Below are 25,526 nucleotides of genomic sequence, written 5' to 3'. Positions count from 1 at the left end.
AATGACAGGCCTTACTGGGCACGCAGCCAAGACAAAAATGACTACGAACTCAACGAAACAGGCTTCACACCAGCTCGCAGCTGCTCTAGCAAGAGCTTATCCAGTACCTGCGCGGTTTCGTCGGGGTAATCGACCGGGATGGAGCGGCCATTCTGGAGCCAGTGGTCGACGGTAGCTAGGTGCTTATCCTTCAGGTTCTTCACCATGGGCACCCCGAGTTGGGCCAGCGCTGCCGCGTTGCAGATCTGCTCGTACTGGTTCTTCATGGGCACAACCAGCAGCTTTTTTCGCAGAAATAAAGCTTCCGCGGGGGTTTCGAAGCCAGCGCCGCACAGCACACCGGCACTACGGGCCAGGCTGTCGGTGAAGGCGGCCCCGCTCACGGGCCGCACGCGCACGTTTCCGTGCTCCGACTCCTGCCGGCTATGCTTGCTGAACACCTCCCAGCGCGTGGTGCGACTCAGATAGCGCAGACGATTCACCAGCGTAGCTTCGTCGAAAGCGGGCAGATAAACGGTGTAATGGCCGTCGTTGCGCGGGGTTAGCTCCCGCACCTGCCGCCGGATAACGGGCGTGTGGATGCCGGCGTCATAGCGTTCAAAGTGGAAGCCATAATGGGCAGTGCCGGGCGCATAGTGGCGCAGCACGGCCCGGCCTACGGGGTCATCGGTGTACGGACGCGGGGCATGTTCGCTCAACACGGCACTTTGGTGGCTGAGCGCCACACACGGCACTTGCCGCAACCGGCAGGCCCAAGCCGAAACAGGCTCAAAATCATTGATAACCAAATCATAACTCTCAACCGGAAGTCGGCGCATTTCGCGCAGAAATGCGGTGGAGTTGAGTTGCCAGAAGGTCTTGATGAAGCTGATGCCGCCCTTTTTACCAAAAATAAAACCTAGCCCATGACATTGATGGCGTACCGAAAAGGGTAAGGCCAAGTCGGCGGGTGGCCCGCTTACCAGCACATCGAGGTGGCTGACGCGTTGCTGTAATAGGGGCACTATATCCAGAGCGCGGCTCAGGTGACCATTGCCCGTGCCTTGGATAGCGTAAAGTACTCGGGGCATTCGTATGAAATTTCTGGTTGTATATAGTATTGGAACAAGGCCCTCCTGTCATTCTGAGCGACGCACGGAATCTGAGTAAAAAGCTAGGTATCAACTCAGATTACTCACGCCACTCGGAATGACAGCACTTCTTATTTTTCAGTTAGCTTCTTACCGAGCTTAAACTCAGCCAATAAATCCGTCAGCAGCGCGGCTTCGGTGGCCGCCTCCGATTCGTCTGGCCCGATGGGGTGCTGCATGCGTGGGTCGAGGGCATAGTGGTAGAGCTGCCAACCCGTGGCCGCATTATATTCCAGCGCCGTCAGATTCTCGACCCAATCGCCGGAGTTGAGATAGGTAACTTCACTGTGCGGCATCTGCATCGTCTTCATTTCGGGTTGGTGAATGTGGCCGCAGGCCACGTAGCGGTAGCCTGCTTCGGCGGCAATGCCAACGGCCGTCTGCTCAAAGTCGCTGATGAGACTCACGGCACCTTTCACCCGATCTTTCACTGCTTTCGACAGCGCCACGCGCGGCCGACCTAGCTTTTGAAGCACAAAGTTGACAAGGCGATTCAGCAGGATCAGCAGGTCGTAGCCTTCGGCACCTAGCTTGGCCAGCCAGCGCGAGTGACGCATGGTCACGTCGAACACATCACCGTGGAAGAACCAGGCTTTTCCCTCGGGCAGGTCCAGCACCAGTTTGTTGGCAATGGATAAAGCACCCAGACGCGTCCCAGCAAATTTGCGCAGCAGCTCGTCGTGGTTACCGGTCAGGTAGTGAATGCGCGTGCCTTTAGCCAATAGCCCCACCAGATGCCGTACCACCCGCATGTGGGCCGGCGGCCAGTAGCTTTTGCTGAACTGCCAGATATCGACAATGTCGCCGTTGAGCACCAATATCTTAGGCTTGATACTCTTTAGATAGCGCAGCAGCTCCGGCGCGTGGCAGCCGTAGGTACCGAGGTGTACGTCGGAAATCACCGCTACTTCTACGCGGCGGCGTTTGGGCGTTTTCAGACTCATCCGGCTAGGGGGCGCGACCAAAACCAAGGTCGTGGCTGAACGCGACGCGAGTGGCTAGCAGCGGTTTCTTCGCCGGCCCGGAACGGGGAGCGCAGCGACCCGGCCGAATGCAGCACATACGCCAGCACCAAGGCCAATTGAAACAGCACGTAGGCTAGCCCATGCGCCAGGCTACGCAAGAGCGGAATCGGGTTGGAAGCGTGCATTGTGTCGGGCCAATTAATTCAACTCAAATTTCGGAGCGCACTGTGAATCAGTCATTATGCCTGAGTTACGCTTACGTCACCTTTCCTCCTGCTCACCGCACCATGCCTATTCGCCGTTCCGGGCCCGATTTTAGCTAACGGCCAGCTTTTCGGTCTTTATCCAACTACCTTTCCTTCCCAGGCCGCACCACGGCACTATCATCTTGCTTATTTTATGAAACAAGCTCTTCTATTTTTGGCGCTTTTCACGTCGCTGACCGCTGCCGCCCAGGCGCCTACTCCTATCCCTGGCACGCCCCGCAAGCGCTACCTACGTCCGCAAAAAGATAATGACTGTGCTTACGTACAGAACGTAACTAAGAATACCGATGAAGACTCCGACCAGAACGGCACGCTTACCCGCCTGGCTTTTCGCCCTTACGCGGAGCTGCTCACGGAAATTGACGCCTTGCGCAAAATGAATAACTGGGCCGATACCACCTACCAGCGCCGCTTAAATGCATTGTCACCCGGGGGGGTGCTGGTCGTGACGATGTACCGCCAAGGCGCTAAGAATGCGGACCCATCTGCCCTGAGCGTTTCGGGCAAAGACGCAGCCGGTAAGGAGCTATTCAGCCAGACGCTTACCGCTGGCACCGGCCGTTTCTGGAACCGCGACCAGTACATGAGTCAGCGCATTATTCCATTTGTTAAAACAGATCCGCCGCAGCCCGTAGCTGTTACCATCACCGATTCAAAGCTGAAGCAGAACTTTGAGTACGTAGTTAACCCTTAATAACACTTTGCTTTATAGGATATAACAAACACAAAGAAGCCACTCTATGCAGTGGCTTCTTTGTGTTTAACCAAATGTTTTGCTACACTTTAATCCTTTTGGGTATCACGTAACTGTATCCATTGCACGGCCATAAGCGTCTTGGCATCTTCAAAGCTGGTGCGAATCATCTCTTCCCAGGTGAACGATACAACCGTAATTCCTTCATCTTCATCGGCGGCGCCGCCACCCTCCCCTATCTTCTTGCTGACTTCAGCGTAGTAGAGCCGAATGTATTCGGAGGTGGCGCCGGGTGAGGGGTAAAAGCTAGCTATTGGCTCCAGGTGGTCGACGGCATACCCTAGCTCTTCATCAATCTCGCGGCGGATTGCGTCTTCCGGGCCTTCGCCTTCCTTATCGAGCATGCCCGCGGCTACTTCCAGCAGCTCCGACTCAGCGCCAACCCGAAACTGGCGCACAAACAGGTAGCGCTGCCGGGCAGTGTCGTAAACAAGCGCCGCTACGGCCCGTCCGGGCTCAAATCGTTCACGCTTAAGTTCCTTACCATCAGCATCTACCGTCAGTTCCGAAAGTTTATAGTGCCCGTCGTGAAGGATTTTACGTTTCGTGATGTTCATAGGGTAATGGTTGGGGTTGTTCGTTATTATGTCGTGATAAACCGGCATCTTGCGCAGCATTTCACGTGGCTATACGCTTTTCAGCCATTATTTGCTTACACTATTCCCTTTTTCAAGGGCGGTTTTTCTTCTTTTTTGACTGGACACACAGACCAGTCTAGCAGCCGCAGCCGCTCTTTGGCTGCCTTTTTCCTTTTTTAATGTCATTCGACGAACTCAATTTAGTTGAACCGATTCTGCGTGCTTTGCACGAAGAAGGGTACACCACTCCCACGCCTATTCAGCAGCAGGCTATTCCGCATGTGCTGGAGGGCCACGATTTATTGGGCGTTGCCCAAACCGGCACCGGCAAAACCGCCGCTTTCACCGTTCCAATTCTCCAGACGCTTAGCCAGCGGGCCAAGCTTCAGAATCAGCCTAGTGGCCGCATTCGCTGCCTGGTGCTCACTCCTACCCGCGAGCTAGCTATTCAGATCGGGGAGAGCTTTGCCGCTTACGGCCGTCACCTAGGTTTGCGCCACACCGTCATCTTCGGTGGCGTGGGCCAGATGCCGCAAACCAATGCGCTGAAGCGCGGCGTGGAAGTGCTTATTGCCACGCCCGGCCGCCTGCTCGACCTGATGAACCAGGGCTTTGTTGACCTGCGCCATCTCGAAATCTTCGTGCTGGATGAGGCCGACCGCATGCTCGACATGGGCTTCATTCACGACATCAAGCGTATTCTGCCCAAGTTGCCCGCCAAGCGGCAGACGCTGTTCTTCTCGGCCACCATGCCGGCTCAGATTCAGCAGCTAGCCGACTCTATCCTGCGCCCCAATCCGGTGAAGGTAGCCGTTACACCGGTTTCGAGTACCGCTGATACGGTAAAGCAAGCCGTGTATCTGGTCGAGAAAAATGATAAAGCCGCGCTGCTCGAACATTTACTGGAGGACAAGAATATCCGCCGCGTACTGGTGTTCGCGCGCACCAAGCACGGCGCCGACCGCGTAGTGAAAACCCTGGCGAAAGCAAACATTGCCGCCGAGGCAATCCACGGCAACAAGTCGCAGAATCATCGGCAGCGGGCGCTATCCAGCTTCAAAGCCGGCACTACCCGCGTGCTCGTTGCTACGGATATCGCGGCCCGCGGCATCGACGTGGAAGAGCTTACGCACGTTATCAACTACGAGCTGCCCAACGAGCCCGAAACCTACGTGCACCGCATCGGGCGCACTGGCCGGGCTGGCGCCTCGGGCGTGGCGCTGTCGTTCTGCGAAGATGAGGAACGCGCTTATCTGCAAGACATCCAGAAGCTCATCAAGCGGCAACTCGACGTCGTGACAGATCATCCGTACCGTACGACCAGTGTTGCGCCGGTGCTGCTGCACGGTGGTGGCCCCATCCAGCGTCCGAAAGGCCCGGCTGGTCGCCCACCGCGGCCGGGGCGTGAGCCCCGTGCCCCTCGCGCTGGTGCCGAGGCATCGGGCCGCTCAGGCCAGGCAACACCTCGCACAGGTGGCGGTCAGCGCCCGGAGCGCGCCGCTTCTCCGCGGGGTGGCGAGCGGACTGATGGCAGTGGTCAGGACCGTCGGAGCTATCGTGGTGGCAGAGGCAATGGCCGTTAGGTTACCACTGCTTTCCTCTTAAGCAGACTTCACTTATAAGAAACGTCTGGTGCTACAACATGCGCCAGACGTTTTTTTGTGCGTGCTGGCGACGGCCTGGACCTAGGTCCTGTGCATCTCAAAAGCTAGATGTAAGATCTCTGCGCAAACAAATTCTCCTTATCTGAGCTTATATGAGTGCCTCTTGTTTCTATCGGTTGATTTCAACCAGCTACTATTCATTGTCATGGCGAAAAGCACTCTTCCCGTTATCCAGGCTCTGCGCGATACGGCTCAGCGCCTCGCTACGCAGGCGCCCTACCAGTGGGGCCACATGGGCAGCTGCAACTGCGGCCACCTGGCCCAAACGATTACCCGTCTTACCAAAGGAGAAATCCACGCCCGTGCCATGCAGCGCTACGGCGACTGGGAGCGGCAGCTGATCGACTATTGCCCTACCAGCGGCCTGCCCATCGACCAGACCATTGATGAGATGCTGGCCCTAGGTTTCACCCGCACAGACCTCACCCACTTGGAGCGCCTTGCCGATCCAACGATTCTGGCAGCTATTCCTTTTGAGCGGCGCAACGCCCTGCGTCACAACCAGCGCGATGATGTAGTGCTTTACCTGCGCACCTGGGCTGATCTGCTGGAGACAAGCCTACTGGCGGGCATTCAGCTCCCCGATCTTACGCCAGCCCCGCAGCCGTTAGTTTCCTCGCATACCGCTTCTTCAGTAAGCGCCTAAGCCATTAGAAGGCTCAGCCTGGTACACATATCCATTGCTTAACAACGCGAAAGCAGGAACAGGCCCCACCGAATCAATAATTCAGTGGGGCCTGTTCCTGCTTATATACTATAATGTTGAACAGAAGCCTTACAGCCCGCAGACTTCTTCAAGAAAGCTTAAGCTAGGTTAGTTAGGACCCTAGACTAGACCAGCCTAGCCTTACTGCTTATTAACAGAAGGTTCGCTGCTTTGCGCTTGGCGGTAGCCTTCCGGACGATGAGCACGCTTGTAAGCGGCATCGGCATTAGGGTCTTTCTCAGCGTCGGGCGGCGGTGTGCAGGACGTCAGATAAAACGAGGCGCCAGCGGCGAACAGCAGGGTGAGCAGACGAAATTTTTTCATGGCCCAAAGGTAAGCACCGCCCCCAAAACTGCCAAGCGCTACCATCGCGCTCTGCACACCCACCCGGCTGCGTTTGGAAATAACATCAACGCCTCGCCAATTACAAATGTAACAGGACAACAGTTTGCAGCTTCAACAACCTTGGCTGCAACCTAGCTATAACAATTCTGTCTATTGGTTTCTCCTGGCTTTTCCCACCTGGGTGTAGCTGCTTCTGATCAAAGAGTACAAAAATAGCTGTTGACGAAGTATGTCAGTCTTCTTTGCAGCCAGCACCCAGTTCTCAGCGCAGCGCTAAAGAGGTTAGAACCCAATCTGCTCTTACTAGTAGGATTTAACTTATCGAGCACAATGTTAAATCCCTTAGCAACCAGAGCTTACATCTTCTTTCATCTACTACCTTCTGTTTGATAGCATCTTATTTAACTTAATAAATATTTGGACATCTATAGAAAACAGCAAGAATATCTTAGATTATTGATTCATACATCCCCATATTATTGTCTGATATACAATCATTTATAACACACTACATAAGCACGATACACGCAGTGCAAAACAGCAAAAACGTGTATAATTATCCTAAGCAGAAGAAGGTATATTAAGCACCTAAATACCGCCTATTTAACACGTTGCTATGGATCAGTAAGCTACTAAAATTATCGCTCTGCCAAATTGAACTCTATTAAGCTCGACAGTAAAGATTTTGGTTCTATGAATGATTAATGTCAGCTGCTAATGTGAGTACGAAAAGAAGGCGGAAAGTTTAAGTGTTACGGCAGCTGAACAGCTAGCTGGGCTAACCTGATTGCTAAGCGTTGAAATGAGTGTACAGGATAGGTTTCAGCGTCTATAAGGCCTTGCTACACAACTTCTATACCCGTTTGCTACTGCCGAGCCGTGCGGGCCGTATTATATGAATGCAAATGGTGCTCTTTACAGGCCTGGGCGCGAGCGCAGGCTGATTATCTGTTTGCGCCAGGGCTTAGTTGCACGTGCCTCCCACTGCCCTGCTCACATCAGCTAGCTTCTGGCCGGTAGTCTGTGAACGTACCGTCCTGGTAGAAGATGACGATACGGCGGATTGCTTTATCCGGCTCAGCAAACGCCAGAGTAGCTGAGGCTGGCAGTGGAGCAACAGGGTTTTGCATCACACGCTGGTGGTGCTTGGCTGCGGAGGCGGCTGCTACGGAAGCAGGCACGCCCGGCAAAGGCGTGCCTGGCCCAACTGGCGCCGTCACAGGGTCAGCGGCAAGCCTCTCAGCGACACTTTCCGGCCGAAGACCAGCATCTACTACTATACCCGACTGAGCAGCGCCTTCAAAAAGGGTGCTTATTGGCTCTTCAGTGGCTCGCAAGGCAGTTGCTGTACTCTGGGGCTCCTGACGAGCACTGTTCGTGCTACCGGCAGCTTTTTCGGACCCAGGTGGTCTGGTTGGAAGCTTGGCTTCAGCGACAACAGGTGCCGGTGGTACGGCACTAGCCAGCATCTCGCCCACACCGCGAAGGAGCCACGGCATTGACAGGGCCGGAAAGGCGTCTATAATCTTCTGTACCACCTCCAGGCTAGGTTTATTGCGGCCACTCAAGATGTGACTAACGATTGGGCGCGCCACTCCAATAGCATCCGCAAACTGTGTAGGTGTTAGTTGCCGTGTTTCCAGAAGTTGCCGGATGCGTTCGACCATTGTTTGTAGCTGCCTCATTGTGTGATTACAAATGTACGGCAGCACGGAACACGGATAGCATATTCGCGGCCTGATTACGGATGTTAACAACAATAAACTACCGCTTCTACAGTAGATATATATGTAAACAAATAATCCTTTCTGTTTACATATGTTTTACAATAGTAAATCTTGCTTCCTTCTCGTGCTTGATTAATCAGCAAGCCCAAACCAAGCCGAGGCATCCCTACTCCATTCCCTTTGAGGCTACCTTGAAAGTTCGCTTAGCGTCTAGCCAGATCATAATCCTAGCTCGACAGCACCAAGAAGGTTCACCCCAATCCAGTCCGGTCGGTTACGTGAGACAACAAAAAGGCACCCCGATCAACTATCGGGGTGCCTTATAAAATGTATTGTAATGAGAGAAGGACTTCCGGGCTAGCCTCTCTTCACGGCTAGTCGAAATATTCCTTTGCCAAGGCTTTGTCGTGCCCGTAAATATCATCACGGAAGTGCAGGGCTCCGGCTTCATCCACCCAGGCAGTGAAGTACACGAGGTAGACGGGCAGCTTTTCTTTGAGTGTAATGTACTTCTCCCGATGGTTGGCAATGGTATCCAGAATAGCTTGTTGGTCCCATTCGGGCCGGTCGCGCAGCAGGTATTCGGCTAGCTTAATGGGCTCCTGCACCCGCACACAACCGTGACTAAAGCCCCGCTTGCCCTGACTAAACAGCTCGTCGTGGGGCGTGTCGTGGAGGTAGATATCCTGGGAGTTGGGGAAGATAAACTTCACATCACCGAGGTCGTTTTTGGGACCCGGCCGACGACGCACAGTATACTTGAAGTTGCTCTGATTTACGTTGGCCCAGTCGATAGAGCTAGGGTCTACGGGTGTGGCTTTACGGCCCCAGCCCTTCACCACTTCCATGTCGAGACGGTTGAGCGTACCCACCGGATCAGCCATCAGCCTTGGCCGCAGTTCCTTCTGAATGATGCTCATTGGCACGTTCCAGTAAGGGGCCAGCACCACGTACTCCATCTTGTCGCTGAACACGGGTGTGGCGTTGAGCGTCTTGCCCACAATGACGCGCATGTTGAACGCCTCCTTGTTATTCTCGACGACGTGCAGCGTGTAATCGGGAATGTTCACGAGCAGGTAATTCGGCTCGAAGCGCTTCGGAACCCAGCGCCACCGCTCCATGTTTACGATGATCTGGTTGATGCGACTATCGACCGGAATGTTGAGCGTTTTTAGCGTTTCGCCGCTCACAATTCCGTTAGCCATAAGTCCATTTTGCTGCTGAAAACTCTTTACCGCACTCACCAATTCGGAATCATATTTCTCTGCCGGAGCTGCGGTTCCAACGGCTGTCGCCGACGTATTAGCAACCGCAACGGCAGGCGTTTCGGTCGTGCTAGCAGCAGGGGCTGGCGCAGCTTTGTCGCCTAGCAGGCGCTTGTGCAGGAGCGCAACCGCCGGGCTTACATCGCCCGGCCTGAGCTTGGTAGTAGCCGGCAAGGTTGGCCAGCCGCCATTGCGTTGAATGGCACGATACTCGGCCAGAGCCTTTTTCAGGCGGTCGTACTCCGGGTGGAGCGGCTCAAACTCGTAGTAAGGATACGTGCTTTCGCGCTCCTTCAGAATCGTCATCAAGGCTTTGTGCAGCTTGATCTTGTTGCGCTTGACGTTCCAATCGATGTTCTTGACTTCACGCGGGTTTACAGTACCCCGGTAAAAGTCGGAAGCCCACTTAAAATAAGTGCCCGATAGGGCGACGTCAATCTCCTTTTCAAGCGAATTGCGCTTGGTTGAATCGGATTTGGCCTCATCCAACTCCGCAAAAAGCTTATCGAAGTCCTTGATTTTGTAATCTTTAGGATCTAAGCCTTCGTCGGCGGCCTTGTTGATAACGCCGAGCATGGTTTGGGCCTGCGGCAGCAGCTCGTGGTTGCGAAACCAGCCGAGCCGGAAGTCCCGTTCTCGGTAAAATTTCTTGGCCCATATCAGCTGACTCTTGAACGCAGGCTCAGCCGTCATGGCACGCACCACGTACACGCTGTCAAGCTTGGGCTGCGGCCCGCCAGCTTTGGTAATTGCGCCGGGCAGGGCGTTCTGTATTTTAGCCTTCTGATCCTGGCTGCACGACGTGGTCGAGGTGAGGAGCGTCAGGCTCAGCACCCAGAACAGCAGTGTGGTCAGGAAAGAAGGACGAATAGCTAGGTTCATGCAAACAGGGAAACGAGGTATAGAAAAAGTCAGGTTAACAAGGGTGAGCTCAGCCGAACGCTAAACTCAACCACCGGTCACCGGTTGCGCATTTTACTGCGGATTGCCCGGTGGGGTTGCCACACTATCGCTATACATCAATAGGCGCAAGTTAGTGCTTTTCCTTTATACCCTTGTACAGAATCCTTTCCAGTCTTCCGCAGTCGGCTTCGTTGCTTTTGTTTCCGTACCTAGCTTTTCACCTCCTCTGTTTAGTTGAGTTTGCTCCCCCGTTCTGTTTCGCTCATGCCTACTTCACTGCCTTCCCTCATGCCCGATCCGCACAGCTCCGCCCGACCTGCTGAGGCCAGGGTCCGCCACCTGCTGCTTGACTTAACTGTCGACTTTGCGAGTCGCACGCTGGCGGGTCATGCCACCTGGCAGCTCGACCGCGAGGCAGATGCGATGGAGCTGCTGCTCGACTCCCGTGGCCTGCTCATCGAAGCGGTGCTGCTCGGTGGTGCTGAAGGTACGCCTACCTCGTTCGACCTAGGTCCCGACGACCCGGTACTTGGGCAAGCCTTGCGCATCGACCTGCGGCTGGAGACAGATACAGTCACGATCCGCTACCGCACCGCACCCGACGCCGCGGCGCTTCAGTGGCTCACGCCCGAGCAAACGGCTGAGCGCGTCCACCCCTTTCTGTTCACCCAGTCGCAGGCAATCCTGGCGCGCACCTGGCTGCCCTGCCAGGACTCGCCCGGCGTACGCTTCACCTACGAGGCGCGGATACGGGTGCCGGCCGAACTGCTTGCCCTGATGAGCGCCACAAACCCACAGACGCGCAACGCGCTCGGCAAATATCACTTTTCGATGACGCAGCCCATTCCGGCTTACCTTATGGCGCTGGCCGTCGGCGACCTAGGTTTTGCCCCGGTCAGTGGCCGCACGGGCGTGTATGCCGAACCCGTGACGCTGCCCGGCGCCGTCAGCGAGTTCGTCGACCTGGAAAAAATGGTGGCCGCCGCGGAAGAACTTTACGGCCCCTACCGCTGGGAACGGTACGATTTGCTGGTGCTGCCACCTAGCTTTCCGTTCGGCGGCATGGAAAACCCGCGCTTAACATTTGTAACGCCGACCATCCTGACCGGCGACCGAAGCCTAACCAGCCTGATTGCCCACGAGTTAGCGCACTCTTGGTCGGGGAACCTGGTGACCAACGCTACCTGGAACGACTTCTGGCTGAACGAAGGCTTCACGGTGTACTTCGAGCGGCGCATCATGGAAAAGCTGTACGGCCGCTCCTACTCCGACATGCTGCAAGTCCTCGGCCACTCCGATTTGCTGGCTACCATTGATGAAATCGGGCCGACGAGCCCCGACACTCACCTGCATCTCAACCTAGCGGGCCGCGACCCCGACGAAGGTCTCACCGATATTGCCTACGAAAAAGGCGACTACCTCCTGCTCACCCTGGAGCACCTGGTGGGCCGGGCGCGGCTCGACACCTTTATTAAGGAGTACTTCACGCGCCACAGCTTCCAGTCCATGGACACGGCTTCCTTTGTGAGTTACCTGCGGCGGGAACTGCTCGACCAAGAGCCGGGTTTGGAAGAGCGTCTGCAACTGGATGCCTGGATCAACGGTCCGGGGATTCCGGCGGTGGCGCCGCCGGTCAGTTCGGAGCGGTTTGCAGCAGTGGAGGAAGCGTTGGCAAAGTGGCAGCACGGCACGCCGACCGCCGACCTAGGTACGGCCGATTGGAGCAGCCACGAGTGGCTGCACTTTCTGCACGGCTTACCCAAGCAACTCACTGTCGAGCAACTCGCCGAGCTTGACAGGGCCTTTGGCTTCACCGGCTCCCACAACGCCGAGCTGCTCGCGGCCTGGCTGCCCCTGACCCTAGCTGCTGATTACCACGCTGCCGACGATTCCTTGCATCAGTTCCTGACACGGGTGGGTCGGCGCAAGTTTTTGGTGCCGCTCTACAAGGCGGTGCTAACTACCCCAAATGGCCTAGCACGCGCCCGAGTGCTGTATGCTGAAGCTCGCCCCAACTATCACGCGGTAGCCACAAGCACGCTGGATACGTTAGTAGGGCTAGGCTGAACAATTAAATCGAAACCCCGGTGGCCCAAAGCTTGCTTGCCAACCTGTTTCGTTTCTATCTTTTGTGTTGAACCAGTTGATTGTTAGCGTTGAAAAATCAAAAACCCCTCGGCAAGCTGATTGCCATCGGTGGCAATGAAGATAAAGGCACTTATCCTAACCCCCGCACCAAGAAGAAGTACTACCTCAATTTCTTTGAGCTAGGTATCCTGAAGCGCATCGTGACGGAATCCGGTAAAGACGATCCGCGGATTGAAGTGATTACGACGGCGTCGATGATTCCGGAGGAAGTCGGCAAGATTTACGTGTCGTCGTTTGCGATGCTGAATTGCCTGAACGTAGGCATACTGGACATTCGCACGCCTGAGGACGCCCGCAAGCCCGAGTACCTGGAGCGCCTGCTCGCCGCCGACGTGGTGATGATGAGTGGCGGCAACCAGGCGCGGCTGCGGGAGATGTTCGGCGAAAGCGAGTTTCTCGACCGCCTCACCACCCGCTACTATCAGGAGCCCAACTTCGTGATAGCCGGCACCAGCGCCGGGGCCATGGCCATGTCGCACATCATGATCAAGGGCGGCAGCGTGCCGGGCGCCCTCATGAAAGGTGCCGTGCAGCTCGGCCTGGGTTTGCGGCTGCTCGACACGGCCGTAATCGATTCGCACTTTGTGAAGCGTGGCCGGTTTGGGCGCCTCATCGAGGCAGTAGCGCTTCACCCCAAGCTCATCGGCATTGGGCTGGGGGAAGATACCGGCGTGCTCATCACCGAAGGCAACTTGGTCGAAACGATCGGCTCCAATCTGGTCGTCATCATGGACGGGCACGACTTGGAACACAACAACGCCGCCGCTGCCAAAAAAGGTGCGGCCATTTCGGTCGAGAACATGAGGATGCATGTGCTGATTAAGGGCAACGTTTATAATATTAAGGAGCGGAAATTCTACGTAAACAAAGACGCCCTAGCTCCTGTGGCGGCCGAACCATCACCCCGCCCGCAGCCTACCCCTGCTTCCTAGGTCTGCGAACCTAGGTTTGTCTCTTGTTCTCTTCCCAGTCAACGCCTCAACTTACCACATGCAACGAAGCACCTCTTGGATCTGGAGTAGCTGGCTGATAATTTTCTGGCTAGCTATCCAGACGCTGCAAGCCCAGACGCTTACCGAGCCGTTCGCCAACGAAATTGCCGCCTTCGCTCACCAGGATAGCCTGCTGCCGCCACCAGCTCGCAGCATTGTATTCACGGGCAGTTCCTCCATCCGCATGTGGACAACCCTGGCGGCTGACTACCCCGGCCGGCCAGTGCTGAACCGTGGCTTTGGCGGCTCGCAGCTCAGCGACGTGAATCGCTATTTCGAGCAGCTCGTCACGCGCTACCATCCGCGGCAGGTGGTGCTCTACGCCGGCGACAATGATATCAACGCTGGCGTTTCACCCGAGCAGGTAGTTGAAGCGTTTCGCACGTTTGCCGAGCGGCTGCATCGGGAGTTGCCGGGCACCCGCCTGGTTTTTATCTCGATCAAACCTAGCTTGGCGCGCTTTGCGCAATACGGCCAAATGCAGGCGGCCAACAAACAAATTCAGCAGTACACCAAAACGCACCGCTGGGCGCAGTTTGTCGACGTGGGCCCCGCCATGCTAGGTTCCGACGGCAAACCCAGGCCCGAGTTGTTCAAAGAAGATGGCCTGCATATGACATCCGCCGGCTACACCATTTGGACAAAAACGCTAAGGCCGTATCTAGCCCGATAAACCAACGATAAACAAAGAAGCGCCTTGATCGGGCGCTTCTTTGTTTATCGTTGGTTTGTAGGAACGCGCCACGGCGCGTTCGGCGTTGAACGACTTTACCTGCTTTAATTTGCTCCGACGCGCATGCAGAAGTCGAACACGCCGTGGCGTATTTCTACTCCTTATATATAGGCTGCACAAAAGTCCTCGCCTCTACTCCTTAAAGATGCCGATGTACAAAGGCGTCTCAGAAGTGAGCGTGCCGCGGTACATGCCTTCGGAGTTGAAGGGCAAAGCTAGGTTGCCGGCCGCGTCGACGGCAATCAAGCCGCCATCGCCCCCGACCGGAGCTAGCTTGTCGTGCACCACAATGTTGCAGGCTTCGGCCAGGCTCAGGCCGCGGTACTCGATAAGGCAGGCCACATCGTAGGCAGCCACGGCGCGCATAAAGAATTCGCCGGTACCAGTGCAGCTAATGGCGCATGTACGGTTGTCGGCGAAGGTGCCGCTGCCAATCACCGGAGAGTCGCCGATGCGGGAGTAGCGCTTGTTGGTCATGCCGCCGGTGCTGGTGGCGGCGGCCAGGTTGCCGTGCCGGTCGCGGGCTACGGCGCCCACAGTGCCAATCTTGCTTTTCGGATTTTCCTTCGGAGAACCGTCGTGGCTATGGTCGAGCTGCACCTTGCCGCTTTTCAACGCGCCCTGGAGTTGGTCGTAGCGGTGCTGGGTGAAGAAGTATTCGTCGGGCTGCGTCGGCACGTTATGCTCGCGGGCAAACTCCTCGGCACCAGGCCAGGCCAGCAGCACATGGTCCGACCGCTCCATGATGAGGCGACAAAGACTAATCGGGTTCTGAATATTGCGCACGCCCGCCACGGCGCCCGCCGACCGGTCGCGGCCATCCATAAGGGCGGCATCCATCTCGTGGCGGCCGTCGTGGGTGAAGACCGAGCCTCTACCGGCGTTGAACATGGGCGAATCTTCCAGCGCCCGCACGGCGGCTTCCACCGCATCGAGCGCCAGGCCGCCATTGCGCAGCACATCGTAGCCGGTTTCGATAATTTGTTGCAGCGCGTCGCGGTACTTGCGTTCGAGTTCGGGCGTCATTTGGTCGCGTGAGATGGTACCAGCACCACCGTGCACAGCCAGAGCGAGAGGAGAATTCATGCGAAAAGGAAGAACAAAAACGTGAGAATTTAAGTGACGGTAAGCGGCTCGGGTATACGCATTTCGGCGTTCAATTTCGAGTAGCACAACCTTTGTAGTCCGCGCCAAAGCGGGCACTACGCGGACTACAAAGCCCGCGCTCCACAAGGCTAGCTTCTTCCAGTACGCAGCCCGCCGAGGGTGGTTTTGGTCGAGCTACCTAGTCAAAGCGGCGTTTTCTTCGTATATTTGACTGACTAATCTCACTCTCAATATCTCTTTATTATGGCTTACGAAGCTACCGGCCGCCTGCACGAAATCTTCGATGAACAACAGGTGAGCGAGAAATTCCGCAAGCGCGAGTTCGTGCTGGAAGTTCAGGATGGCCAGTACCCTGAGCATATCAAGTTCCAAATGGTGCAGGACAAAACCGCCCTCATTGACCCCTACAAAATCGGCGACGAGGTAAAAGTGACGTTCAACCTGCGCGGCCGCGGATTCAACAAGAACGGCCAGATGCTGTACTTCACCAACCTCGAAGCATGGCGCATCGAGTCAGCGGCTGGTGGCGCTGCCCCTGCTGGTGGTGGCTATTCCCAGCAGGCTGCTCCGGCTCCCCGTGCTGCTGCTCCCGCTGCTAACCAGAACCCTAACTTGCGCGCTCAGCCCGCTGCTCCCATTGCTGGCGACGACGACAACGACCTGCCTTTCTAAGCATACCTAGGTTTTGACTTTGAAAGAAAAAGCCGCTCCTGATCAGGAGCGGCTTTTTTGTTTTATTTGAATTTGTTTAGAGCTATTGTCAATATGTTCGCACCATCGCAGACAAGCGTTGATAGTTAAATACTAACACTAATTACCTTCTTCTTATGGCACAATCAGGCAGGCCAAGAAAATGTGATCCTAAAGTTGATGCGTTACGGCAGGACATCAAGTATGATCAACTTGATACAGTCACACAAACGCTTGCAGAGTTTGGGGTTGATGCTACCGATGCCTATGGTAGAACAGCTTTAATAAACGCTGTTATTGAAAACAAAGAAGATCTGATCCGCTGGCTCCTAGAAAATGGCGCAAATATTAATCATCAAGATAGAGGAAGGTACTCTGTTTTACATTTTACCGCTCAAGAAAGGTTTGTCGATCTTACCAGGTTACTTCTAGAAGTAGGTGCTAATCCTAATTTGCAAGACAAGCATGGTAATACAGCCTTATGGACCGCAATCATGAACGAGAAGCTTCCACCACATGAACAAGCAATTGTGAAACTACTTTTAGAATTTGGAGCAGATCCAGATATTACTAATAACTACGGCAAGTCACCAAGGGACTTGTATACTACGATGTATGCGTTAGGTATATTAGCTATTGAATGAAGGTTGATCTATACTAGCAAAGCCCTCTGGCTGAACTATACGGATCTGGTACAAGTATGCAGCTCTACTTCCAAAACGGCTTCGTTTTCAACAGCCGATCCGGCCATTGCCACTCGCGTTGAAGCAGCCGGTGCCCGGCAACGCAGGTGGCTTGCGGTCCGCCCCAATACACGAGCGTTTGCGAGGCAGCCGAAAGGCCTTGCTCTTTTGCAGCAGCCAGGTATTGCGCCGCCGAAAGCGCATCCGTCACCACAAAGTGCAGCGGCGAGTGGCCATCGAGGTCAGGAAAACAGTCGTCGGCGTGTTGCGCGTGAATGACGCTGATGACCGGAACTTCGGCCGGAATCTGTCGGCGCAGCGCATAGAAGTGCGACAAGCAGGAAATATCTCCTAATAGCGCGTACCCGGCAGCCGTTGGGTCGAGCACGAATTTGCCACCAAGTCCGTAGAAACTTACTTCATCGCCGGGCTGGCATCGAGCGGCCCAGCGGGCACCCGGTCCATCGGAAAAAGTGCAAATGGCTAGGTCTAACTGCGCGGTGTGCGGGTTGTAGTCCCACACCGAATAGGTTCGCTTGCGTAGGGTGGCCGCTTCGCCGCGGGCACTCAGGCCGAAAAACACGTTCAGCGTCTGGCCCGGTACATACTTCCAATCGACGAAGGCGGGGCTAGCTAACGTGAGCTGATAGGTGTGAGCTGCAATGCGTTGCGCGGCTACAACGGTGGCTTGCTACGTCACCTGACGTGCTAGCGAGGTAAGTAAACTCATGAACGAGAAGCAAACGAGTAGGTCAATAGCTTTAAGACGGTTTAGCTTACGCCTTTACTTTAAGACAGCTTCGAAACTCGGTTCGACAAGCTTAGCAAGAGGCTGGATCAAGCATCATTTTTCAGCTAAACGCTGCTTGATCCTGCCTCTTGCTAAAGCCACTCATTGCCTTTTGTCGTTTATTGCGTTTGTAACATCCCCTAGGTTTGCCCGTTTTGTGGAGCATTCCTGGTTTCTCTCCCCTCGCATGGCTGGCTCTTTTGATCAACAAGTACTTCGTGGTAAAACGGTGCTGATAACCGGCGCTTCGGGCGGCATCGGGCTGGTGACGGCGCGGGAGCTGGCCCGCCGCGGTGCCCATCTGGTGCTGGTGTGCCGCAACCCCGACCGCGCCGCCGGTGCCCGCGCGGCCGTGCAGTTTGCCGCGCCCGGCGCCCAGCCCGACGTGCTGCTCTGCGACTTTTCACTGCTGGCCAACGTGCGCGAACTGGCCGCCGAAATCAACCAGCGCTACGAGAAGCTCGACGTCCTCATCAATAATGTGGGCATTGTGCCCGGCCCGCTCACCATTACCAGCGAAGGCCATGAGCTGAGCTGGGTGACGAACCACTTGGCGCCCTTCCTGCTCACCAACCTGATTCTGCCGAAACTAACGGCCGCCGAGCAAGCACGCATCATCACCCTAGCTTCCGAAGCTCACTGGCTTGGCGAGATAGAAGCCTCCCAAGAAGTGCGCAACGACCCGGAGAAGTACAGCGCCCTCACCGCGTACTGCGACTCCAAACTAGCCAACATCCTCTTCACCAATGAGCTAGCGCATCGCCTCGACCTCACCGGCGTGACGGCCAATTGTCTGCACCCCGGCATCGTGGACACGGGCCTTGTGAACCCAAACAGCTCCCGGCTCATCAAAGCCTTGTGGTGGCTGGCGCGGCCCTTCATGATTACGCCCGAGCAAGGTGCCCAAACCAGCATCTACTTGGCTAGCTCGCCGGAAGCGGCACAAGTATCAGGGCAATACTTCAAGAAAAACAAGCCCGGCCGCTGCTCCAGCCGCGCGCAGAACCGGGCGGAAGCTAGCCGGCTGTGGCGCATTTCGGAAGAGGAAACGGGCGTGGGGCAGTTGTAATATCACCTGTCATCCTGAATGCAGCGCAGCGAAATGAATGACCTCCCTCTCTTACGCGAAAAGCTCATCTATATTCCCCAGATCCTTCTGTTGTACCAAAGCTAGCTTAAAGAGTAATTAAGGGCTTAGGATATGTAAAAGCTTTTCGCGTAAGATAGGAAGGTCCTTCACTCTGCTGCGCGCCGTTCAGGATGACAACGATTTTATATGTAGCATGACAGACCTTCAGGAATTAATCCGGCAGGGCGAGGGCGAGCGGCTGGAATTCAAGAAGAAAACCACCCATCCGACGCGCATTTCGCGCACCCTAGCTTCGCTGGCCAACACGCACGGAGGGCGGGTGCTGGTGGGCGTCGATGACGACGGCCGCATTGTGGGCGTGCGCGATGCGGAAGAAGAAATCTACGTGCTGCGCGAAGCCGCCGAACATTACGTAGAGCCGCCGTTGCGCCTGGGTTTCAAAGAAGTAGAGGAAGACGGCCGCACCGTGCTCATCGTGACGGTGCAGGAAAGCAGCCAAAAGCCGCACCGCGCCCAGGTGGCGCCCGGCGACTGGCGCGGCTACGTGCGCGTGCGCGACGAAAGCGTGCAAACCAGCAGCCTGACCGAGAAAGTGTTGGAGCGCTCCGAACCGCAGTTCGAGAAAATTCCGCTCAATAAAGAAGAGCTGGCGGTGCTGGAATATCTGCGCAAAAACCCGCGCATCACCCTGGCCCAGTACATGAAGCTGCTGAACCTAGGTCAGCGCCGGGCTTACCGCACGCTTATCAAGCTCACGTTGCACGGCTACATCCGCCACCACGACAAAGAACAAGAGCCATATTATACACTGTAGGTGAAATGGAGAGGTGGTGAAATAGTGAGTTATCGTTCTTACTCACTATTTCACCACCTCTCCATTTCACCTATTAGTCCTGCTTGCGGGCGCGGGCTTGTTTTTTCTCCTCTTTGGCGGCCTTCTTCTCCTTGGTCGATTTGACGGGCTCCTTTTTCTTTTCTTTTCGAGCGTCTTGTGCTTTTGCCATGACTGTAAAATGTAGGTGGTGTGAATAAGGAAATTCTGTAACGTAAGGGTTCGGAGCGGTGTTGTCCGCCTTCCGACCTAGCTTTAAAAGACTTTACGCAGTTACGCAGTCTTACAGCAGCGGCAGGTACCGCTCGCGCAACACGTTCAGGTGGTGTGCTTCGTGACCGGGAACGATATACACGAGTGCCCGCACACTAGCCGGGCCATTGTTGGCCGTGCCAGCGCGGTCAAGCTGTGTGGGCGTAAAGGTGCGAAAAAGCGCTATAGTAGCCGCACGTACCGCCGCATATTCCGCGATAATGTCGGTCAGGGGCCGGTCGTTGGCACCCGAGTTCGGCACGTAATCATTCTGCTCAAAGCCGGGCAGGTTCTGCTGGTCGCCGCGGGCAAAGCGCAGGGCACGGTAGGCCATAATGCGCTCCGTATCCAGAATATGCACTAGTACCTCCTTGATCGTCCACTTGCCGGGCGCATAGGCTAGCCCCGCTTGCTCATCGCTGAGCGTACCGGCGAGCTGCTGCACCTGCCAGAACTGCGCCTGAAGCTGCGCAATCGGGTCGGCACCCTCGGGAATGTGGCGAATATAAGCGGCGTAGTAGGCTAGGTATTGGTCCGGCGTGGGAGGCGTAGTAATGGGAGCCATGGGCGGAGCAGGAGCTGATGGAGGCGCTAAGTAATTGAGAAAAGTTTTCTTTTCCAGGCTAGGATGCCGCCGCCGAATCAAGCGCCGGGAGCTTTCCCAGAAGTGCGCCGGAATAGCCTTCATCTGCGGGCGGCTGGCGCTCCAGGCCGACGGCACACCCGTCCCGAAGGCCCATTGTAAGAAGTCGGGCATCACGTAGGACCAGGTGCTCTGGTTGTGGCGGCCATCCACCACCTCCACGTAGCGCACCGCCGACTCCGACAGGCCGCCGCGTGTGATAGCCGCCATCAGGTCCAAGGTATCTTCGATGGAGTCGATGATGCCGTTGTGGTTCCGGTCGTTGGTCTCGTCCTGGGTGCCGGTTTGCAGCCAGAATTGATGCTGCGGATGCGGCCGGCCGTGGCGCACGAGACCGTGCATAATGCGGTCGGCATCAGTGTAACCTTCGCTGAGGGCGCGGCTGCGCCACCAGAAAGAACCCGAAAAGACGCCGGCCCGCCGCGCCGCATCAGGGTGATGCCACACCAGATCGAAGGCTGCTAACCCGCTGAGGGAGAAGCCCGCTACCACCACCAACCTAGGGTCGGCGGTGATGTTATACTGCTCCTGTACCTCGGGCATCAGCTCGCGCAGCACAAACTCGGTGTAGAGCCCGGCTTTCTCGCCCCGGCCTAGAAAGTCGGGGCGGGCGGCGGTGCCGTATTCCCGAATCCGCTCGCCGGCGTGAACGGCCACCAGCACAAACGGCCGCAGCGCCTGACGGCGGTACATCCCATTGAGAATGGCAGGCAGCCGCAGTCGGCTGAGGTCCTGACCATCATTCAGATACAATACCGGGTAGGGCTCGGCCGCCGGGTCGTAACCTGGGGGTAACACTATATCAAGCCGGACCGTACGCTCTAAAGGAACCGAGTTCAAGAACTGGTTGCGCACCACGGTCACCGTCTGACGCTGGGTAGGAAAAAACTGACTCATTATTCAAATAAAGTAAGAACCTGTCATTCCGAGCCGCGCGAGGAACCCGGATTAGATAATAGAGTAGCAAACTCAGATTCCACGCAGGGCTCAGAATGACAGAACTACTGCAAGGTACTTTTTTCCGCTCCTAGCTAGGTTCGCGAACGGCGAATAGATAGTTTACGGCAGGTTCTCGCTTCTTTCGCTCACTCACCAAAACGCTACGACTTTGCACGAAGAATACCGCTCGTTTTACTCGCACCAGCTCGGCCACAACGTGGAGATGCTGGTTTTTGGCGATTGGGGCTACCCTATCGTTGTTTTTCCCACCTCGCGGGGCCGCTACTACGAAGCCAAGGATTTCAAGCTCGTGGAATCGGTGCAGGGTTTTATCAACGACAAAAAGATCAAGCTCTACTGCGTCGACAGCGTGGATGCGCACACCTGGTACGCCAAGCACCTGCATCCGGCCGAGCGCGTGCAGAACCACATGCGCTACGACGCCATGCTCAGCCAGGAACTAGTGCCGATGCTACAGCATGAATGTCAGGTAGATAAGATTGGCGTAGCGGGTTGCAGCTTCGGCGGCTACCAGGCCCTGAACTTCGCTTTCCGCCACCCCGAGCAAGTGGCCTACCTCTTTGCCATGGGCGCGGCGTATAATATGGAGCAGTTTGTAGATGGTCACTACGATGAGAACTTCTACTACAACAACCCGCCGGCCTACATGCGCGATGCGCATAACGAGCATTTCTACCAGATGAACATCGTGCTAGGTACGGCCGAAGACGATTTCTGCAAGCCTTCCACCCTGCACATGTCCGACATTCTCAACCAAAAAGGCATCCGTCACTGGCTCGACATTCGGCCCGGCAGCCACGATTGGCCCGTGTGGCGCGACATGTTTCCGCATTATTTGTCGCAGATTTAAGTACTTAGCGCATCGGCAGTGTTGTCGGCTTTTTAAAATACATCTTCATTTACTTCTACGGATTCCTTATTCCGTACTACGCTTATGAAAAAAATTGGTATTCTCTTCGGCAGGGAAAATAGCTTTCCCCAAGCTTTCGTAGACCGCGTAAACCAGAAAGCACCGGACGGCATCAGAGCCGAGTTCGTCGATATTGACCTCGTAGAGCAGGCAGTACCCACGGATTATGCCGTCATTATTGACCGGATTTCGCAGGACGTGCCTTTCTACCGGGCTTACCTTAAGAACGCAGCCCTAGGTGGTACGGCCGTGATTAACAACCCCTTCTGGTGGAGCGCCGACGAGAAATTCTTCAACAACGCTCTGGCCGTGCAGCTGGGTGTGCCGGTGCCGCGCACGCTGTTGCTACCTTCCAAAGAGCGCCCCACCGATACCGCGCATGAGTCGTTCCGCAACCTGCGCTGGATCGACTGGGAAGAGGCATTTGCCCGTATCGGTGGTTTCCCGGCTTACATGAAGCCTCACTCCGGCGGCGGCTGGAAGAGCGTGTATAAACTTCATAACATGCACGACTTCCACCAGGCCTACGACGAAACCGGTCAGTTGGTGATGCTTCTCCAGGAGTCGGTGGAGTTCACTGATTATTTCCGCTGCTACTGCATCGGCGGCAAGGAAGTGCTCATCATGCCCTACGAGCCCCGCAACGAGCCGCACCTGCGCTACGCCACCGAAATGAAAACGACCGGCGAGGCCGGCGAAAGGCTTTTGGCCACGATGAAAGACTACGTGCTGAAGCTGAACGAAGGCCTAGGTTACGACTTCAATACCGTCGAATTTGCCGTACGCGACGGAATTCCGCTGGCTATCGACTTCGGCAACCCCGCTCCTGATGCTGACATCAATTCGGTGGGTCAGGAAAACTTTGAGTGGGTTGTTGAAACGGCGGCTAACTACGCTATCGAGCGGGCGCTGGCCCAGCAGCCCGGCAAAGACAACCTGACCTGGGGCACGTTCGTGCAGCGTTCGGCCGCGGCTACTGGTGTTGCAGCTCCGGCTGCCGAGGCACCTGTGAAGAAAGCAGCCGCTAAAAAGCCAGCTGCGTCGAAGAAAGAAGCCGCATCGAAGAAGGAAGCAGCCCCAAAAGCTAAGAAGAGCAAAGAGTAACAATTCGCGCAGACTTCACCACCTAGCTTTCTTTTTGGAGCGGGTTGGGAGGTGAGGTCTACGTAAGTTTTCCCGTGTAGCATCCACCTATTAACGTTACCTGCTATGGCTATGCCGGTTTTCACGCTCGGAATCGAGGAAGAGTTTCAAACAATTGACCCTACCACCCGCGACCTTCGCTCCCACATGTCGGAAATTGTGGAGGGGGGCAAGATGGTGCTGCAAGAGCAAGTGAAGGCCGAAATGCACCAATCGGTGGTGGAAGTAGGTACGACGATCTGCCACAACATCACCGAAGCGCGCGAGCAAGTGATGCACCTGCGGCGCATGGTAATCGAGCTGGCCGGCAACGTGGGCTTGCAGATTGCCGCCGCCGGCACGCACCCGTTTTCGCGCTGGCAAGATCAGCCTATCACGCCCGACGCCCGCTACGACAAGATTGTGGAGGAATTGCAGGACGCCGCCCGCTCCAACCTGGTGTTCGGGATGCACGTGCACATCGGGCTCGAAAACCGCGACCTAGGTGTGTACATGATGAACTCGCTGCGGTACTTTCTGCCGCACCTCTTCGCGCTCAGCACCAACTCGCCCTTCTGGGAAGGCCGCGAAACGGGCTACAAATCGTTTCGTACCAAGGTATTCGAGCGTTTTCCGCGCACCGGCATTCCCGATTATTTCAGCAGCGCCAGCGAATACGATGAGTACATCGCCCAATTGGTGAAGACCGGTTGCATCGACAACGGCAAGAAAATCTGGTGGGATTTGCGCCTCCACCCTTTCTTCAACACCATCGAGTACCGCATCTGCGACATGATGATGCGCGTGGACGAAGTGGTAGCCGTAGCGGCCGTAATGCAGGCGCTGGTTGCAAAGATTTACAAGCTAAAGCTTCAGAATCTGAACTTCCGGCTTTACCGCAAGGCGCTCATCAACGAGAACAAATGGCGGGCCGCGCGCTACGGCATTGAAGGCAAGCTGATTGACTTCGGCAAGCAGGAGGAAGTGCCCACCAAAGCCCTTATCCACGAGTTACTGGACTTTGTAGATGATGTACTCGATGAGCTAGGCAGTCGTCACGAAGTGGAATACTTACTCAAAATGATGGAGGTAGGTACCGGCGCCGACCGTCAGTTGGCTGTGTTCCGCCAGACCGGCGACCTGAAGAAAGTAGTCGATTATATTATTTCTGAAACCAGCTACGGGTTGTAAGCTGTTACGTAGAAAGCACACGTCGACGGCGGCCGTCGACGTGTGCTTTTCTATATCTCACGCAGCCAAGCACCTAGGTCGGTACGACCTTTGTGGCACGCTGGCTTTTCCTCTTTAATCCGGTAGCTTTCTGCCTGCCGCTCCTTTGCATGAAATCATTAAAAATTGCCATTCTCGACCTGTACGACAACGCGCCTAACGAAGGCATGCGCTGTCTGAACCAGCTCGCCCGACGCGCGCAGGCCGAAAGCCCCGTAGCCGTGTCGTACGACGTGTTTAACGTACGAGCCAACCTGGAAGTACCTGATCTTAGCTACGACATCTACCTTTCCAGCGGCGGCCCCGGCAGCCCGCTTGCGTCGGAAGAAGCGTGGGAGCAACCGTTTTTTGCCCTAATGGATGGCATTCTTACCTGGAATGAGACCCACGCCCGCAAGAAGCACTTGTTTGTCATTTGCCACTCGTTTCAGCTCTTGACCCGCCACCTAGGTATCGGCACCTTAAGCAAGCGCAAGTCAACGTCACTAGGAATTTTCCCCATTCCAAAAACGGAAGCTGGTCAGATGGATCCGCTGCTGAGCGTGTTACCTGACCCGTTCTACGTGATGGATTCGCGTGACTATCAGGTGACGCAGCCCGACGCAGAGCGTATCGCTGAGCTAGGTGTGCAGATTCTGGCTTTGGAAAAAGAGCGGCCGCACGTGCCGCTGGAGCAAGCCGTTATGGCCATTCGCTTCACCGACGAGATTTTTGGCACTCAGTTTCACCCCGAAGCCGACAGTGAAGGCATGCTGCGCTACATGAAAACCGAGGAGAAGCGTCGGCAAGTAATTGAGAATCATGGCGAAGAGAAGTACCTGGAGATGGTACAGCTTCTGCAAGATCCTAATGCCCTTGAGCTAACGGATGCCGCCATTTTGCCTACCTTCCTGCGGACGGCTATTGAAGCGCTGACGGCCGAGGTAGTTCCGGCTGGTGCCGGCGTGAATAGCTAATCGTTGAACGTTCTGCTTCTTTGAACGTCATGCTGAGCCCCGCGAGGTAGCTCGTGTGTTGATGTTGTGATACTAATTCCTAACG

24 protein-coding genes are annotated in these 25,526 nt (G+C 55.8%); 14 read left to right on the top strand and 10 right to left on the bottom strand.

All coding sequences use genetic code 11. From position 1 onward, the window contains the following. Positions 1-41 precede the first annotated feature (41 nt). From IEX74_RS08715 to IEX74_RS08705, 3 genes are all read right to left on the bottom strand, one after another. Positions 42-1,070 (bottom strand): glycosyltransferase family protein, encoded by a 1,029-nt coding sequence (locus tag IEX74_RS08715; protein WP_188813194.1) that lies wholly within the window; start codon positions 1,068-1,070, stop codon positions 42-44. A 131-nt stretch (positions 1,071-1,201) separates the two neighbouring features. Then, positions 1,202-2,074, bottom strand: coding sequence for a UDP-2,3-diacylglucosamine diphosphatase (locus tag IEX74_RS08710; protein ID WP_188813192.1), 873 nt, complete (start codon positions 2,072-2,074; stop codon positions 1,202-1,204). Then, positions 2,071-2,280: a hypothetical protein gene (locus tag IEX74_RS08705; RefSeq protein ID WP_188813190.1), complete on the bottom strand. Its 210-nt coding sequence runs from the start codon at positions 2,278-2,280 to the stop codon at positions 2,071-2,073. The genes IEX74_RS08710 and IEX74_RS08705 overlap by 4 nt, the downstream gene beginning before the upstream one ends. Before the next feature lie 214 nt (positions 2,281-2,494). Here IEX74_RS08705 and IEX74_RS08700 point away from each other — a divergent pair, with 214 nt between their 5' ends. Then, positions 2,495-3,055, top strand: a complete 561-nt coding sequence (locus IEX74_RS08700) for a hypothetical protein (RefSeq protein WP_188813188.1) — start codon at positions 2,495-2,497, stop codon at positions 3,053-3,055. A gap of 89 nt (positions 3,056-3,144) precedes the next feature. Here IEX74_RS08700 and IEX74_RS08695 read toward each other — a convergent pair whose 3' ends face one another. Then, entirely contained in the window at positions 3,145-3,672 is a 528-nt protein-coding gene (locus tag IEX74_RS08695; RefSeq protein WP_188813186.1) for an NUDIX domain-containing protein, read from the bottom strand. Between the two features lie 200 nt (positions 3,673-3,872). On the opposite strand from IEX74_RS08695, the gene IEX74_RS08690 reads away from it, so the two are divergent. Beyond that, entirely contained in the window at positions 3,873-5,276 is a 1,404-nt protein-coding gene (locus IEX74_RS08690; RefSeq protein WP_188813184.1) for a DEAD/DEAH box helicase, read from the top strand. Between the two features lie 226 nt (positions 5,277-5,502). Then, a complete protein-coding gene (locus IEX74_RS08685) occupies positions 5,503-6,003 on the top strand; it encodes a hypothetical protein (RefSeq protein WP_188813181.1) in 501 nt (166 codons plus the stop codon). 201 nt (positions 6,004-6,204) lie between these two features. Here IEX74_RS08685 and IEX74_RS08680 read toward each other — a convergent pair whose 3' ends face one another. From IEX74_RS08680 to IEX74_RS08670, 3 genes are all read right to left on the bottom strand, one after another. Further along, a complete protein-coding gene (locus tag IEX74_RS08680) occupies positions 6,205-6,387 on the bottom strand; it encodes a hypothetical protein (RefSeq protein WP_188813179.1) in 183 nt (60 codons plus the stop codon). A 1,019-nt stretch (positions 6,388-7,406) separates the two neighbouring features. Continuing rightward, positions 7,407-8,075: a helix-turn-helix domain-containing protein gene (locus tag IEX74_RS08675; protein WP_229755166.1), complete on the bottom strand. Its 669-nt coding sequence runs from the start codon at positions 8,073-8,075 to the stop codon at positions 7,407-7,409. A 434-nt stretch (positions 8,076-8,509) separates the two neighbouring features. Next, positions 8,510-10,282 carry a L,D-transpeptidase family protein gene (locus IEX74_RS08670; RefSeq protein ID WP_188813175.1) on the bottom strand — a complete coding sequence of 591 codons (1,773 nt, stop codon included), beginning with the start codon at positions 10,280-10,282 and terminating at the stop codon, positions 8,510-8,512. 285 nt (positions 10,283-10,567) lie between these two features. Between IEX74_RS08670 and IEX74_RS08665 the strand changes: the two genes are divergently transcribed. The 3 genes from IEX74_RS08665 (at position 10,568) to IEX74_RS08655 (ending at position 14,116) form a co-directional block, all read left to right on the top strand. After that, positions 10,568-12,370 carry a M1 family metallopeptidase gene (locus IEX74_RS08665; RefSeq protein WP_188813173.1) on the top strand — a complete coding sequence of 601 codons (1,803 nt, stop codon included), beginning with the start codon at positions 10,568-10,570 and terminating at the stop codon, positions 12,368-12,370. Positions 12,371-12,459: 89 nt separating this feature from the next. Then, positions 12,460-13,383 (top strand): cyanophycinase, encoded by a 924-nt coding sequence (locus IEX74_RS08660; RefSeq protein WP_188813171.1) that lies wholly within the window; start codon positions 12,460-12,462, stop codon positions 13,381-13,383. A 58-nt stretch (positions 13,384-13,441) separates the two neighbouring features. Beyond that, entirely contained in the window at positions 13,442-14,116 is a 675-nt protein-coding gene (locus IEX74_RS08655; RefSeq protein ID WP_188813169.1) for an SGNH/GDSL hydrolase family protein, read from the top strand. A gap of 192 nt (positions 14,117-14,308) precedes the next feature. Here the strand turns inward: IEX74_RS08655 and IEX74_RS08650 are convergent, their stop codons facing one another. After that, the gene (locus tag IEX74_RS08650; RefSeq protein WP_188813167.1) at positions 14,309-15,262 is read right to left on the bottom strand and encodes an isoaspartyl peptidase/L-asparaginase family protein; all 954 of its coding nucleotides are present in this window, start codon (positions 15,260-15,262) and stop codon (positions 14,309-14,311) included. Positions 15,263-15,526: 264 nt separating this feature from the next. Here IEX74_RS08650 and IEX74_RS08645 point away from each other — a divergent pair, with 264 nt between their 5' ends. Then, positions 15,527-15,955, top strand: coding sequence for a DUF3127 domain-containing protein (locus IEX74_RS08645; RefSeq protein ID WP_188813165.1), 429 nt, complete (start codon positions 15,527-15,529; stop codon positions 15,953-15,955). 155 nt (positions 15,956-16,110) lie between these two features. Continuing rightward, positions 16,111-16,617 (top strand): ankyrin repeat domain-containing protein, encoded by a 507-nt coding sequence (locus tag IEX74_RS08640; protein ID WP_188813162.1) that lies wholly within the window; start codon positions 16,111-16,113, stop codon positions 16,615-16,617. A gap of 64 nt (positions 16,618-16,681) precedes the next feature. On the opposite strand, the gene IEX74_RS08635 is transcribed toward IEX74_RS08640, so the two are convergent. Further along, positions 16,682-17,239, bottom strand: coding sequence for a siderophore-interacting protein (locus IEX74_RS08635; RefSeq protein ID WP_188813160.1), 558 nt, complete (start codon positions 17,237-17,239; stop codon positions 16,682-16,684). A gap of 394 nt (positions 17,240-17,633) precedes the next feature. Between IEX74_RS08635 and IEX74_RS08630 the strand changes: the two genes are divergently transcribed. Together IEX74_RS08630 and IEX74_RS08625 are read left to right on the top strand one after the other, a co-directional pair. Continuing rightward, entirely contained in the window at positions 17,634-18,515 is an 882-nt protein-coding gene (locus IEX74_RS08630; protein WP_188813158.1) for an SDR family oxidoreductase, read from the top strand. 214 nt (positions 18,516-18,729) lie between these two features. After that, positions 18,730-19,350, top strand: a complete 621-nt coding sequence (locus IEX74_RS08625) for an AlbA family DNA-binding domain-containing protein (RefSeq protein WP_188813156.1) — start codon at positions 18,730-18,732, stop codon at positions 19,348-19,350. 301 nt (positions 19,351-19,651) lie between these two features. Here IEX74_RS08625 and IEX74_RS23165 read toward each other — a convergent pair whose 3' ends face one another. Continuing rightward, positions 19,652-21,160, bottom strand: coding sequence for an alpha/beta hydrolase-fold protein (locus IEX74_RS23165; RefSeq protein ID WP_229755165.1), 1,509 nt, complete (start codon positions 21,158-21,160; stop codon positions 19,652-19,654). A 211-nt stretch (positions 21,161-21,371) separates the two neighbouring features. On the opposite strand from IEX74_RS23165, the gene IEX74_RS08610 reads away from it, so the two are divergent. From IEX74_RS08610 to IEX74_RS08595, 4 genes are all read left to right on the top strand, one after another. After that, complete coding sequence (locus IEX74_RS08610) at positions 21,372-22,073, top strand: esterase family protein (protein WP_229755164.1); 702 nt, start codon at positions 21,372-21,374, stop codon at positions 22,071-22,073. Between the two features lie 84 nt (positions 22,074-22,157). Next, the gene (locus tag IEX74_RS08605; protein WP_188813154.1) at positions 22,158-23,237 is read left to right on the top strand and encodes an ATP-grasp domain-containing protein; all 1,080 of its coding nucleotides are present in this window, start codon (positions 22,158-22,160) and stop codon (positions 23,235-23,237) included. Between the two features lie 111 nt (positions 23,238-23,348). Next, the gene (locus IEX74_RS08600) at positions 23,349-24,446 is read left to right on the top strand and encodes a carboxylate-amine ligase (RefSeq protein ID WP_188814096.1); all 1,098 of its coding nucleotides are present in this window, start codon (positions 23,349-23,351) and stop codon (positions 24,444-24,446) included. 149 nt (positions 24,447-24,595) lie between these two features. Then, on the top strand, positions 24,596-25,441 hold the full coding sequence (locus tag IEX74_RS08595; RefSeq protein ID WP_188813152.1) for a type 1 glutamine amidotransferase: 846 nt from the start codon (positions 24,596-24,598) through the stop codon (positions 25,439-25,441). Positions 25,442-25,526 lie beyond the last annotated feature (85 nt).

Source organism: Hymenobacter cavernae, assembly GCF_014641455.1.
Lineage (GTDB): Bacteria > Bacteroidota > Bacteroidia > Cytophagales > Hymenobacteraceae > Hymenobacter > Hymenobacter cavernae.
The sequence above is the reverse complement of the archived record's forward strand: the minus strand, read 5'-3'. Positions and strand labels throughout refer to the sequence as shown.